11 protein-coding genes are annotated in these 12,797 nt (G+C 75.3%); 4 read left to right on the forward strand and 7 right to left on the reverse strand.

The features are described 5' to 3' along the window. Positions 1 to 227: 227 nt before the first annotated feature. Entirely contained in the window at positions 228 to 1,625 is a 1,398-nt protein-coding gene (locus C3486_RS15580; protein ID WP_103833299.1) for an NADP-dependent succinic semialdehyde dehydrogenase, read from the forward strand. Between the two features lie 17 nt (positions 1,626 to 1,642). Here the strand turns inward: C3486_RS15580 and C3486_RS15585 are convergent, their stop codons facing one another. Further along, on the reverse strand, positions 1,643 to 3,787 hold the full coding sequence (locus C3486_RS15585; RefSeq protein ID WP_103833300.1) for a SpoIIE family protein phosphatase: 2,145 nt from the start codon (positions 3,785 to 3,787) through the stop codon (positions 1,643 to 1,645). A gap of 170 nt (positions 3,788 to 3,957) precedes the next feature. Here C3486_RS15585 and C3486_RS15590 point away from each other — a divergent pair, with 170 nt between their 5' ends. Beyond that, on the forward strand, positions 3,958 to 4,845 hold the full coding sequence (locus C3486_RS15590) for a universal stress protein (RefSeq protein WP_103833301.1): 888 nt from the start codon (positions 3,958 to 3,960) through the stop codon (positions 4,843 to 4,845). Between the two features lie 17 nt (positions 4,846 to 4,862). Here the strand turns inward: C3486_RS15590 and C3486_RS15595 are convergent, their stop codons facing one another. From C3486_RS15595 to C3486_RS15615, 5 genes are all read right to left on the reverse strand, one after another. Beyond that, positions 4,863 to 6,101, reverse strand: coding sequence for a metallophosphoesterase (locus tag C3486_RS15595; protein WP_103833302.1), 1,239 nt, complete (start codon positions 6,099 to 6,101; stop codon positions 4,863 to 4,865). A gap of 43 nt (positions 6,102 to 6,144) precedes the next feature. After that, positions 6,145 to 6,678 (reverse strand): DUF1990 family protein, encoded by a 534-nt coding sequence (locus tag C3486_RS15600; RefSeq protein ID WP_103833303.1) that lies wholly within the window; start codon positions 6,676 to 6,678, stop codon positions 6,145 to 6,147. Continuing rightward, the gene (locus C3486_RS15605; RefSeq protein WP_103833304.1) at positions 6,675 to 7,511 is read right to left on the reverse strand and encodes a YndJ family protein; all 837 of its coding nucleotides are present in this window, start codon (positions 7,509 to 7,511) and stop codon (positions 6,675 to 6,677) included. Before C3486_RS15605 ends, C3486_RS15600 begins: the two co-directional genes overlap by 4 nt. A gap of 316 nt (positions 7,512 to 7,827) precedes the next feature. Beyond that, the gene (locus C3486_RS15610) at positions 7,828 to 8,592 is read right to left on the reverse strand and encodes a crotonase/enoyl-CoA hydratase family protein (protein WP_181138563.1); all 765 of its coding nucleotides are present in this window, start codon (positions 8,590 to 8,592) and stop codon (positions 7,828 to 7,830) included. Continuing rightward, entirely contained in the window at positions 8,592 to 10,247 is a 1,656-nt protein-coding gene (locus C3486_RS15615) for an acyl-CoA dehydrogenase family protein (RefSeq protein WP_103833306.1), read from the reverse strand. The genes C3486_RS15610 and C3486_RS15615 overlap by 1 nt, the downstream gene beginning before the upstream one ends. 124 nt (positions 10,248 to 10,371) lie before the next feature. Here C3486_RS15615 and C3486_RS15620 point away from each other — a divergent pair, with 124 nt between their 5' ends. Then, positions 10,372 to 11,127 (forward strand): PaaX family transcriptional regulator C-terminal domain-containing protein, encoded by a 756-nt coding sequence (locus tag C3486_RS15620; RefSeq protein WP_103833307.1) that lies wholly within the window; start codon positions 10,372 to 10,374, stop codon positions 11,125 to 11,127. A 99-nt stretch (positions 11,128 to 11,226) separates the two neighbouring features. Here the strand turns inward: C3486_RS15620 and C3486_RS15625 are convergent, their stop codons facing one another. Beyond that, positions 11,227 to 12,072, reverse strand: coding sequence for a triphosphoribosyl-dephospho-CoA synthase (locus tag C3486_RS15625; protein ID WP_103833308.1), 846 nt, complete (start codon positions 12,070 to 12,072; stop codon positions 11,227 to 11,229). A gap of 257 nt (positions 12,073 to 12,329) precedes the next feature. On the opposite strand from C3486_RS15625, the gene C3486_RS15630 reads away from it, so the two are divergent. After that, the gene (locus tag C3486_RS15630) at positions 12,330 to 12,728 is read left to right on the forward strand and encodes a molybdopterin-binding protein (RefSeq protein WP_103833309.1); all 399 of its coding nucleotides are present in this window, start codon (positions 12,330 to 12,332) and stop codon (positions 12,726 to 12,728) included. Positions 12,729 to 12,797: the final 69 nt, after the last annotated feature.

A 12,797-nucleotide genomic window follows, 5' to 3' on the forward strand; every position in this document is an offset into this window, starting at 1 on the left:
CGCCCGACCCCGTACCGCCCACGCCGGAACCGTCCCCGGTGCCGCGCCCGCCCGGGCCGGATCCCGACCCGGTCCCCGAGCCGTCGCCGCAGCCCAGCCCGCTCGGCTGACCCGGCGGGATTGACCCGCCCGGAACGGGAACCCGTGCGTACGGCCCCCGCGGCCGTACGCACCCCGTGCGGCCCGCGGCCCGTACGCCCGCACGACCAGAAGGAGAGGTGCTTCCCATGGCCATCGCCACGGTGAACCCGGCCACCGGCGAGACCCTCAAGACGTTCGACGCGCTCAACGAAGGCGAGATCGAGGACCGCCTCGTCCGCGCGGACCAGGCCTGGCAGGAGTACCGCACCACCGGCTTCGACCGGCGCGCCCAGCTGCTGCGCAAGGCGGCGGACCTGCTGGAGGCCGACGCGGACGACATCGCCCGCACCATGACCACCGAGATGGGCAAGCCGCTGGCCCAGGCCCGTGCCGAGGCCGCCAAGTGCGTGAAGACGATGCGCTGGTACGCCGACCACGCCGAGGCGCTGCTCGCCGACGAGCACCCGCGTGCCGCCGACATCAAGGACTCCGGCGCGGCCCGCGCGTACGTGCGCTACCGCCCGCTGGGCCCGGTGCTCGCGGTGATGCCGTGGAACTTCCCGCTCTGGCAGGTGATCCGCTTCGCCGCGCCCGCGCTGATGGCAGGCAACGTCGGCCTGCTCAAGCACGCCTCGAACGTCCCCCAGACGGCCCTGTACCTCGAAGACCTCTTCCGCCGCGCGGGCTTCCCCGAGGGCGCCTTCCAGACGCTGCTGATCGGGTCGGGCTCGGTGGAGATGATCCTGCGCGACCCGCGGGTGGCCGCCGCGACGCTGACCGGCAGCGAGCCGGCCGGCCGCTCGGTGGCGTCCATCGCCGGCGACGAGATCAAGAAGACGGTGCTCGAACTGGGCGGCAGCGACCCGTACCTCGTGCTGCCCTCGGCCGACCTGGAGAAGGCGGCGGCCACCGCCGTCACCGCCCGGGTGCAGAACAACGGCCAGTCCTGCATCGCCGCCAAGCGCTTCATCGTCCACACCGACGTCTACGACGACTTCGCCGCCCGCTTCACCGAGAAGATGGCCGCGCTGACGGTCGGCGACCCGATGGCGGAGGGCACCGACGTGGGCCCGCTCTCCAGCGAGCAGGGCCGCGCCGACCTGGAGCAGCTGGTCGACGACGCCACCATGCACGGCGCCACCGTGCTGTGCGGCGGCGGCCGGCCGCGGGGCATGGACCAGGGCTGGTTCTACGAGCCGACCGTGCTCGCCGACATCACCAAGGAGATGAAGATCTACTACGAGGAGGCTTTCGGCCCGGTCGCCACGCTCTTCCGCGTGGACAGCCTGGACGAGGCGATCGAGACGGCCAACGACACCTCCTTCGGCCTCAGCTCCAACGCCTGGACCGAGGACCCGGCCGAGCAGGAACGGCTGGTGCGCGACCTGCGGGCGGGCGGCGTCTTCTTCAACGGGATGACCGCCTCGCACCCGGGCATGCCGTTCGGCGGCACCAAGCGCTCCGGGTACGGCCGGGAGCTGGGCGACCACGGCATCCGCGAGTTCTGCAACATCACCACGGTCTGGTACGGCGCCAAGGGCTGAGGCCGGTGACCGCCGCTTCAGGAGTCCCCGGGGCAGGGCACGGAGAACTCGCACCACAGCGCCTTGCCCGCGCCCCGGGCCTCCGCGCCCCACCGGTCCGACAGCGCCTCCACCAGCAACAGGCCGCGGCCGGTGGTCGCGGTCTCGCCCGGCTCGCGCCGCCGCGGCCAGTGGCTGGACCGGTCCTCGACCTCCAGCCGGATCCGGTCCGGCGGGCCGGACCGCAGCTCCAGCGAGACCAGCGCCCCGCTGTCGGTGTGCCGCAGCGCGTTGGTGATCAGCTCGGTGGCGACCAGCTCGACGTCGCCCGCCACCGCGCCGGCCCGCCACTGGTCCAGCATCCGCCGCAGCTCGGTGCGGACCTCGGCCGGGCCGGCGGGGTCCGCCTGGTGGACGTGGAGGCGGATGCGCGGCTTCGCCGGGCCGCCCGGCTCGGCCAGCCGCCGCAGCAGCAGGAGCGCCATGTCGTCCGGCGAGCCCGGCTGCTCCCACAGCAGGGCCGAGAGGTGGTCGGCCAGCTCGTCCAGCTCGCCGGGCCCGTCCCGCACGGCCGCGGTGAGCGCCTCCAGCCCGACGATGATGTCCGAGCCCGGCTGCTCCACCAGGCCGTCGGTGCACAGCAGCAGCGTCGAGCCCGGTTCCAGGAACAGCTGTGTCTCCGGGTAGTGGTCCTCGCCGAAGGCGGTGGCGAGCCCCAGCGGCAGCCCGCCGTGCACGGTGGGCCAGTGCACGTGCCGCTCGGCGTCCACCAGCAGCGGCTCCAGGTGCCCGGCCCGCGCCACGTGCAGCACCCCCGAGGAGAGGTCCGCCTGGATGTACGTACAGGTCGCGAACCGCTCGGTCTCCAGCTCGGTCAGGAAGCGGGAGGCCCGGCCCAGCACGGTCTGCGGCGGGTGCCCCTCGCCGGCGAAGGCGCGCAGCGCGATCCGCAGCTGGCCCATCACCGCCGCCGCGTGGGTGTCGTGGCCCTGCACGTCGCCGATGACCACGCCGGTACGGCCCTGCGGCAGCGGCACGACGTCGTACCAGTCGCCGCCGACGTCCCGGCCGGTGCGTCCCGCGTGGTAGCGCACCGCGACGTCGCCGCCGTTGATCGCGGGGATCCGGCGCGGCAGCATCGAGGACTGCAGCCCGGTCGCGAACTCCCGCTCCTGGTCGAAGAGGGTGGCCCGCTGGAGGGACTGGGCGATGACGCCGGCCAGCGCCAGCGCCAGGTTGCGGTCCTCGGCCGTGTAGACCTTCGCCTCGGTGTTGATCAGCGCCAACCCGCCGATCACCTTGTCCTGCGCGACCAGCGGCAGGAAGGCCGCGCTGCGGATGCTGATGTGCTCCACGTACGGGCGGAGCCGCGGGTAGCGCTGCAGCAGCTCCTCGTGGGAGGAGACGAAGCCCGGCTCCCGGGTGACGACCGCGTCGGAGAGCGGCAGCGTCCGGTCCAGCGGCTGGTGCAGCAGCTCCGGCGGCCCGTCCAGCGGCGGGGTGGCCGCGATGACGTCGAAGACGCCGTTCTCGACGAGGCCGAGTACCAGGGAGTCGGCGCCGAGCTGCAGCGGGCCGCCGGGCGCGGTGAGCACCTCGGTGACGTCCTTGACCGACAGCGCCCGGGACAGCGCGGTGGTGGTCCACTGCACCAGCCGGGTCTGCCGCTCGCGCTGCTCGTCGGAGATGTTGAGCAGCGCGGAGTCGGCCAGCTCGGCGGTGGCCTCCCGGACGATCCCGGCCATCCGGTACGCGCGGCCGCCGCCGTCCCGCAGGATGCGGCCCTGGGCGTGCGTCCAGCGCGGCGTGCCGTCCCGGCAGCGGATGCGGAAGTAGGCGCCGCAGGACCGGCGGCCCTGCTGGATCGCCTGGACGACGGCGGTGTCCAGCCGGTAGCCCTCCTCCTGCGGGACGCGGGGGAGCAGCGAGAGGCGCGTCCCGTCGAACTCCTCGGGGCGCAGGTCGAAGACGGCCAGGCCGCCCGGGTCCAGGTCGAAGGCGCCGTTGTCGAGGTTCCAGTCGAAGGCGCCCATCCGGTTGAGCGCGAGCAGTTCGGGCAGGGCGATGTCCGGCCGTCCGGACCGCTTCTGCCCGGGGTGCCCGAGGAGGCTGCGGCGGGACCGGCGCGGCTCCCGCGCGCCGTCCGCCGCCGACCCCTCCGCCCCGTCCCAGCTCCGCTCCATACCGGGATCTTACGGTCATATCGGGTCATCATGGGAACCGGGAGGGGCGGGGTGTCCCTGGCCGTGCGCGGCGCGGCCGCCCCGCGGGCCCGCGCCCCACCGCCGCCGCGGGGCCCCAGGACACCAGGGCACCGGAGCGGCGGTGCCCGTACCGACGGATCGAGGAGACCGTGAACAGCACGCTTCCCGTCATCGCCGGCGTCGACGGCTCGGTGAACAGCCTCCGGGCGCTGGACTGGGCGGCCGACGCGGCCCGGCTCGCCGGCGCCCGGCTGCACGTGGTGCACGTCTGGCCGATCACCCCCATGCCGCGCGCGCTGGGCGACGCCCACCCGCACCCGGTGCCCGACCCGGCCGACCCGGTGCTCCAGGAGGTGCGGGACCGCTTCGCCGGCCGCACCGGCGTCCCGGAGACCCGGTACCTCTCCACGCACGGTGCGTCCACCTCGACGCTGATCCGGCTGAGCGCCCAGGCCAGACTGCTGGTCCTCGGCTCGCGCGGCCGCGGCGGCTTCACCAGCCTGCTGCTCGGCTCGGCGGGGAGGGCCGCTGCCATGCGGGCCGCCTGCCCCGTCGTGGTCGTGCCCGACGAGCGGCGTACGGAGCCGGGGGCCGGGACGCAGGGCCGGGTGGTGCTCGGCCTGCATCCCGAGGAGACCTCCGACGCGGCGGTGGACTTCGCCTTCGCCGAGGCCGAGCGCCGGGACGCCGAGCTGCGCGTGGTGACGGCGTTCCCGAACCCCTATCCGCTGCTCGTCGACCCCGACAGCCTGCCGCCGGGCCACCGCACCTCCGCCGAGCTGCAGGCGCACGCCGGGGCCCGGCAGGAGGAGCGGCTGCGCCCCTTCAGCGAGCGCCACTACCCCAAGGTGGCCGTCGATCCGGTCCTCGCGCAGGGCGACGTGGCGGGCCGCCTGGTGGCCGCCTCCCGCGCCGCCGACCTGGTCGTGGTCGGCCGGCACCGGCACCGGCTGCGCGACGGCGGCCTGATGGGCTCCGTCGCCAACGCGGTGCTGCTGCACGGGCACTGCCCGACGGCGGTGATCCCGGTCAGCTGAGCCGCGCGCAGGAGCGCCTAGCCGGGGACGCCGGCCGGCGCTGCCACCGGCGTGCCGGTCCGCGTGCGGTGCGCGAGCCGCGCCGTACGGGTGGCCACGTCCACCGTGTACGCGTCGATCGTCAGCTCCTTCGCGGAGACCTTGAGCACCATGAACCCGTGGCTGCCGAAGTCCTGCCACGCCGCGGGCAGGCCGAAGTGGGCCTTGCCGTCGCCGGTCTTGCTCGCCGCGCCGCAGACGACCTGGCGGGTGCCGCCGGTGCGTGCCGAGGGCTCCAGGATCTGCAGGGTGTGGTCGTGGCCCGACAGGATCAGGTCGGCGCGGCCGCACACCACCTGCTCGTACAGCTCCTTGAGGTGGATGCCGCTGGTGTAGTGCCCGACGGTGAAGCCGTCGTACGAACCGGCGCTGCCGTGCTTGCCGTTGTTGAGGTACGGGTGGTGGCCGAGCACCACCTTCCACTGCGCCCGCGACGCCTTCAGCGCGCCCTCCAGCCAGGCCCGCTGCTCGCGCATGTAGGGCCCGTCCCAGTGGAAGTAGGGGTCGGTCTGCACGACGTAGGAGGAGACGGGGGTGGTGTCCAGCGCGAAGAACTCCACCAGCGGCTCGCGGCCTCCCGCACCGCCCTGCCCGGACCCGGCCGGCAGCGCCACGCTGTAGTAGCGCGCCGGCATGTACCACCGCTTCGAGGTCGTCGCGTAGGCCACCTCCCGGTCGCCGCGCGACGGGTCGCCGCCGCTGCCGGGTATCAGGCCCGAGCAGTCGTGGTTGCCCAGCACCATCAGCCACGGCACGTCGATGCCGGTGTTGGGCTGCTCGAACTTGTCCTGGAACTCGGCGTCGTGCGCCGACTCGGGCCCGTTCTCGTAGATGTTGTCGCCCAGCCCGACGGCCAGGCCGATCCCCTCGGCCCGCATCAGGTCGCGCGCTGCCGCCGCCACCGCGTACTGGCCTTCCTCGCCGGTGCCGGCGTCCCCGGTCACCAGCACGGCGAACTCCCCGTCGGCGTTGGGCGCGGCGGGGAGCGGGTACTTCTCCGCGGCCGCCCGGTCCCGCGCCACGGCGGTGCCGCCCGCGCCGTACGGCAGCGCGGCGAGGGCCGCGCCCGCGACGGCGCCGCCGAGCAGGGTGCGGCGGTTCAGCAGGGGAGCGGAGCGGGTGTCGGCGGGGCCGGTCGGTTCCCCGCCGGGGACCGTGCCGCTCCGCAGCCACCGGTCCTCGGTCATGTCCGCCTGCGGCGGAATCAGCTCACACATGCCGAGAGTTGTCTCATGACCTACTGGTCAGTTGGTGAAGGTGTCATGAACGTGACGTGGACGTACCGGGGTCGGCGGCGAGCCGTCGCAACGTGCGTCCCAAGTGCCGTGCGTAGGCCCGCTGGAAGACCGGGACCAGCGGCCCGGCCAGCCGCGCGTACCACCGCACCGGCACGCTGAACGCGGTGACGGTGAACCACACGGAGCCGTCGGGCCGCAGCTCCGCGACGAAGCACTCCTCGCCGCGCTCCGGATGCCCGTCGAGCGTGCCGTACCCGAAGCCGATGCGGTCACTGTCGTACGTGCTCCACACCACCCGGCAGGGGGCGGCCAGGGCCAGCGGGCCGATGCCGAGCCGGGTCTCCACCGGCACGCCCGGCTCGGCGGTGGCCGCGCCGGCCCGGATGCGGACGCCGGCCGCCCGGTGCATCCGGAAGGTGGTGATCGCCTCGCCCGCCCGGTCCAGCACCGCCCGGCCGTGGCCGAGGGGCACCTCCACCCGCAGGTGGTCGTATCCGGCGGGCAGCGGGCCGTGCTGGGTGGCGCCGTGCTCGGGGTAGGTGAGTGCGGAGGTCATGGGTGCTCCTCGGTACGGGGGAGGGGAATCTGCAGGCGGCGCCAGGCGAGCAGGGCGCACAGCGCGAAGCCCAGCGCGTTTCCGGCGCCGTGGGTCGCGGCCATCCAGGCCAGGGTCGGGTGCGGCAGTCCGCTCGCCTCGCCCAGCGCCCAGCTCAGCGCCAGGAGCATGGTCGCCGCCAACGTGAGGGCGGAGACGGCCAGCAGGGCGCGGACCGTCCGGCCGGCCGCCGCCGCACGCGGTCCGCGCCAGGTGGCCACGGCCACCAGCCACATGCCGCAGCTGAGCACGGCGGCGCCCGCGAACTCCGTCCACTCGCCGGTGAAGTACCCGGTCAGCACCAGCAGCGTGCCGGCCGGGACGGCGAGCGCCGCGCACCGGGCGGCGGGCGTGCCGGCGGCCCGGCAGACCAGCCCCGCCACCAGCGCGGCGGCGAACCCGGCGAAGTGGAAGTGCGGCACGGTCAGCGACAGCATGCGCAGGGAGAAGCCGAACAGCTCGGTGCCGTGCCGCTCGGCGACCAGCGCCACGCCCGCCACCGCCGGGGTGACCAGCGCGGTGAGCACGGCGACCTCGCGCGGTGCGAGCGAGCGGGTGCGCAGCAGGCGCCGGGGCGCGAGCAGCGCGAGGGCGAGGGTGGCCGCGGCGTAGCAGGCGGCGAGGGCGGTGGCGGCGGGTCCGCGGGGCAGCCACAGGCTCACCGAGCCGAGCGTAGCCGCCGGCCACCAGATCTTCCGCAGCCGCGCCGCACCCGGCTCGCCGGTGAGCGCGAGCCCCATCGGCAGTACGGCCAGCATGCCGACCATGACCACGACCCGGACGAGCACGTCCATGGCATCCCCCTCTTCTTGAACGCGTTCAACAGGCGCTCACGGGAGACCGTACGCGGCAAATTGAACATGTTCAAGTGACGCCTGGCGGTGCCCGGTAGCCCCACCCGCCCGCTTTTCACCCACACCGACGGGAGGGGGCGGGCCGGAGCGGTAGGGGGTCCGGACGTAAAGCGAAGCAGTCCGGACCCCTACCGCGGAGGCCCGTCCCCGTGACGCCGAGCCTCGCGCAGCGGCAAGGCCCGCCGCAGGCGCAACGGCGCCGCACCCGGCAACGTGCGGGCACCCCGCGCCGCAGGCGCAACGGCGGAGGGCCGCCTCAGCCCTCCGCCGCCCCGTGCCGGCCCGCGCCCGCGGCGAACCGTGCCGCGCCCTCCGCCGCCTGCTTCAACGACTGCTGCCCGTAACGGAGTTCGGCGGCCATGGCGTCCTCCTCGGACAGGCCGGACTGTGCGTGCACCGACGCCCGGTCGCCGCGCAGACAGCCCTGCGGGAACCGGGCGATCTCCGCCGCCAGCGCCTCCGCCTCGCTCCTCGCCAGCCCCTTCGGCACCACCCGGCTGACCAGCCCGATGTCCAGCGCCTCGGCGGCCGGCACCGGACGGCCGGTGAGGATCAGGTCCAGCGCCCGGCCCTCACCGATCAGCCGCGGCAGCCGGACCGTGCCGCCGTCGATCAGCGGCACGCCCCAGCGGCGGCAGTACACCCCGAAGACCGCGTCCTCCTCGGCCACCCGCAGGTCGCACCAGAGCGCCAGCTCCAGGCCGCCCGCCACCGCGTACCCGCTCACCGCCGCGATCACCGGCTTGGACAGCCGCAGCCGGGTCGGGCCCATCGGCCCGTCGCCGTCCGGCGCCACACGGTTGCCGCGCGGCGTGCCGATCGCCTTCAGGTCGGCACCCGCGCAGAACGTGCCGCCCTCGCCCCACAGCACCGCCACCGACGCGCCGTCGTCCCGCTCGAACTCCCGGAAGGCATCGGACAGCTGACGGGCCGTCGGGCCGTCCACCGCGTTCCGGGCCGCGGGCCGCGACAGCACGACCGTGGTGACCGGCCCCTGCCGCTCGACGCGGACCGCGCTCATCACCGCGCCTCCTCCGGCGACTCGGTGCGTGCACGGGCCAGGATCGCGCCCAGGTCCGCGCCGGCCGGCAGGGTGCCGAAGGCGTTGCCCCACTCGCCGGCCAGCCGCGTGGCGCAGAAGACGTCCGCGACCGCCGGGTGGCTGTGCCGCACCAGCAGTGACCCCTGCAGCACCAGCGCCAGCCGCTCCGCGAGCGTACGGGCCATCAGCTGCGCCCGCTCGGGATCGGCCAGCTCCGGCAGCATCTTCTTCAGGTCCGCCACCGCCGCGTCCAGCCGCGGGTCCGCGCCGGCCGCCGACTCCACCTCGGCGAAGTACGCGTCCAGCGCCGCCGGTTCCTTGGCCAGCGCGCGCAGCACGTCCAGCGCCGCGACGTTGCCCGAGCCCTCCCAGATGGAGAGCAGCGGCGCCTCCCGGTACAGCCGCGGCATCCCCGACTCCTCGACGTAGCCGTTGCCGCCCAGGCACTCCAGCGCCTCCGCCGCGTGCGTCGCGCCCCGCTTGCACACCCAGTACTTGCCGGCCGCGAGCGCGAGGCGGCGCAGCGCGCCCTCGGCGGCGTCGCCCGCCTGCGTACGGTCCACCGCGGCGGCCAGCCGCAGCCCCAGCGTGGTCGCCGCCTCCGACTCGACCGCCAGGTCCGCCAGCACCGCGCGCATCAGCGGCTGGTCCGCCAGCTCCTTGCCGAAGGCGCGCCGGTGCGCGGTGTGGTGCAGCGCCTGCCGCAGCCCGGCGCGCATCCCGGCGGCCGAGCCGAGCACGCAGTCCAGCCGGGTCATGTTGACCATCTCCACGATGGTCCGCACCCCGCGCCCCGGCTCGCCCACCGGCCAGGCCACGGCCTCGTCGTACTCCACCTCGGAGGAGGCGTTGGAGCGGTTGCCGAGCTTGTCCTTCAGGCGCATCAGGTGGAAGCGGTTGCGGGTGCCGTCCGGCAGCACCCGCGGCAGCAGGAAGCAGGTCAGCCCCTCCTCGGTCTGCGCCAGCGTCAGGAAGACGTCGCTCATCGGCGCCGAGGTGAACCACTTGTGGCCGGTGATCCGGTACGTGCCGTCGTCCGCCGGCACCGCCCGCGTGGTGTTGGCCCGGACGTCCGAGCCGCCCTGCTTCTCCGTCATCGACATGCCGGCGATCAGCCCGGCCTTGGCCAGCGGCGGCCGCAGCCCGAAGTCGTACGTGCGCGCCGCGAGCAGCGGCTCGTACTGCGCGGCCAGCCCGGGCGAGGCACGCAGCGCCGGCACCGCCGCGTACGTCATCGAGACCGGGCAGCCGTGGCCCGGCTCGGCCTGCGACCACACGTAGAACTTGGCGGCCCGCACCAGGTGGCCGTCGGGACGGCCCTCCGCCCACGGCGCCGCGTGCAGGCCCTGCTCGACCGCCACGGTCATCAGCCGGTGCCAGGCCGGATGGAACTCCACCTCGTCCACCCGGTGGCCGTACCGGTCGTGGGTGTGCAGCTTCGGCGGCTGCTCCTCGGCCATCCGGGCCAGCTCCAGGACCTCCGCCGAGCCGGCCAGCGCGCCCAGCGCCGCCACCTCGCGCTCGCCCCACCCGGCGTCCTCCCGGCGCAGTGCCTCCAGCAGGGCCGGGTCGTCCGCCGCGCTGAACCCGATGAGCGGCGGCGCCTGATTCACGACTTCATGGGTCACGGTCATACGCTGGACATTACAGAGTCACGACAGGCGACGGAAGGGCTGTAATGCGCGGCGCTCCGGCCGGTGGTTAGGATCCGGGCAGGCATGGACACGAACGACACGTACCGGGACGAGGGGCGCCGCCGTGGAGCATGACGACGCGGGGGAGACCCCCCTCGGCCTGCGGCCGCTCACGGCGCGCTCCGTGGTGCTCAGCACCCTCCTCGGCCACCACCCGCCCCGGCTGCCGGCCCGCGCCCTGGTCCGGGTCGGCGAGCTGTTCGGGATAGCCGAGGGCACCGTCCGGGTCGCCCTCTCCCGCATGGTCGCGGCCGGCGACCTCCGGCAGCGCGACGGCACCTACGGGCTCACCGAACGGCTCCTCGAACGGCAGGCCCGGCAGGACGAGAGCCGCGTACCGCGCACCGTGCCCTGGACGGGCGACTGGGAGATCGCGCTGGTCAGCGGCGCCGAGCCGCGCACCGCCACGGAACGCGCCGCGCTCCGCCAGGCGATGGCCGGGCTGCGCCTCGGCGAGCTGCGCGAGGGCAGCTGGCTGCGCCCCGCCAACCTCGACCGGCCGCGGCCCGCCGTCGCCACCGAGCAGTGCACCTGGCTGACCGGCACCCCGGACGCCGACCCGCGCGCCCTCGCCGGCCGCCTCTGGGACCTGGCCGGCTGGTCGGCCCGCGCCCGCACCCTCCTCACCGCGCTCGACGGCGCCGCCACCCCCGCCGGGCGCTTCACGGTCTCCGCCGCGATCCTCCGCCACCTGCTGACCGACCCGCTCCTCCCGGAGCCGCTGCTCCCCGAGGACTGGCCGGGCCCGGAACTCCGCGCCCGCTACGGCGGGTTCGAGGCGGAGCTGAGCGCACTGCTGCGCCGCCACGCCGAGGGCTGAGACGGCTTCCGGCGGACCCCCGTGGGTACGGGAGTCCGCCGGAAGCCCCATAGGGCGGGACGGGCCAGGAGCCGCGGGAGGACCCGTCCCGCCCGGCTCTCACATCCCGGGCGCCGCCCCCTCGGTCCCGAACGTGAAGTCGAGGAAGAGCGCCGCGGACAGCACGGCCCGGCTGCCGCGCGGCACCAGCAGGGGATCGCGCATGCGCGCGTCCAGCCGGTCCAGCGCGGCCCGGCCGCCCGGGCTGTCGTAACCGCCGGCCCGCACCACCTCCCGCGCGTCCATCTGCACCGAGAGCAGCGCCGCCGGGCCGCCCTCGTGCAGCAGCGAGGTGTCGTCGAGCGTCGCCATCAGCGTGAGCAGCGCGTCCATCCGCGCGGCGATCTCGGGCCTGCCGTGCGCCCGGGACTCGCGCAGCGCGGGCAGCGCCACCCGCCGTACGTGCGGGAACCCCGACGCGGCCTGCCCGGTCGCGCCCGGTACGTGGAAGTGCAGCCGGGCCCGGCCGCCCGGCGTGTCGGCCGGCCCCGGCGCGCCGTCGTACGGCAGCCGGGCCAGCGTGGCCGCCGCCGCGCAGGCCGTGTACGCCGACCGGCAGCCGGTGGCCGCCGCGCCCGCGACGAGCAGGCCGACGGACCACAGCTCGCCCCGGTGGACGGCGGCGCCGTCCAGCGCCGCCGCCTCGCCCAGCCTGCCGAGTTCGGTGCGCAGCGCGCGGTCGAGGGGGCGGCCGTCGGCGGCCTCCGCCACCGCGGCGAAGGTGGGCCGCACCGCCTCGACCGCGCGCAGTGCGGCGGTGCCGTCGGGGTCCTGGGGCGCGGGCACGTCGGGTATCAGCGGCAGCCGGGCGCGTGCGGTGCAGGCGGCAACCGCGAGGTCCGCGAGGAGGTGCGGGGTGACCGGGGGAGTGAGGTGGGCGGGCGAGGTCGGCGCGGGCCGGAGCATGGCGGTGCCTTCCTTCTGTCGTACGGGTCGGTGCTCGGACGCGCGGCACGGCGTCCGAGGCTGTGATGCCGCTCCCGGCGCCCCGGTACGCGGGACCAAAGACCCCTATGTCCGACCCAGAGGTCCCGCGTCCGCAGCACCGCGCCGGCGGGCTCCCGCGCGAGCGTCGTGCGATCACACGAGGGGGCTCACATCTGCTATGCCCAGTCCACAGACTTCATTGCAGGTGAGAGGCCAGATGCCATAACCTCCCGCACATGCAGTCCTACACGATCGGCCAGGCGGCGCGGCTGCTCGGCGTCAGCGCCGACACCGCGCGCCGCTGGGCGGACGCCGGCAGGGTCCCCACCCACCGGGACGAGACCGGGCGCCGGCTGATCGACGGGCGTGATCTGGCCGCGTTCTCCACCGAGCTCGCCCGGAACGGCTCCGGCGAGGACGGCTCCGCCGCCACGTCCGTCCGCAACGCCTTCCCCGGCATCGTCACGGCCATCACGCTCGGCGACGTCGCGGCGCAGGTGGAGGTCCAGGCGGGCCCGCACCGCCTGGTCTCCCTGCTGACCAGGGAAGCGGTGGAGGAGCTGGGGCTGGAGGTCGGCATGCGGGCCACCGCACGCGTGAAGTCGACCAACGTCCACATCGACCGGGTCCCGTAAGCACCCAAGGAGCCAGTGCCCATGCCTCGCACCCGTACGTTCCGCGGCCGCCGCACCACCCTGGCGGCC

The sequence above is a fragment of the Streptomyces sp. Ru73 genome (assembly GCF_002920575.1).
GTDB lineage: Bacteria > Actinomycetota > Actinomycetes > Streptomycetales > Streptomycetaceae > Streptomyces.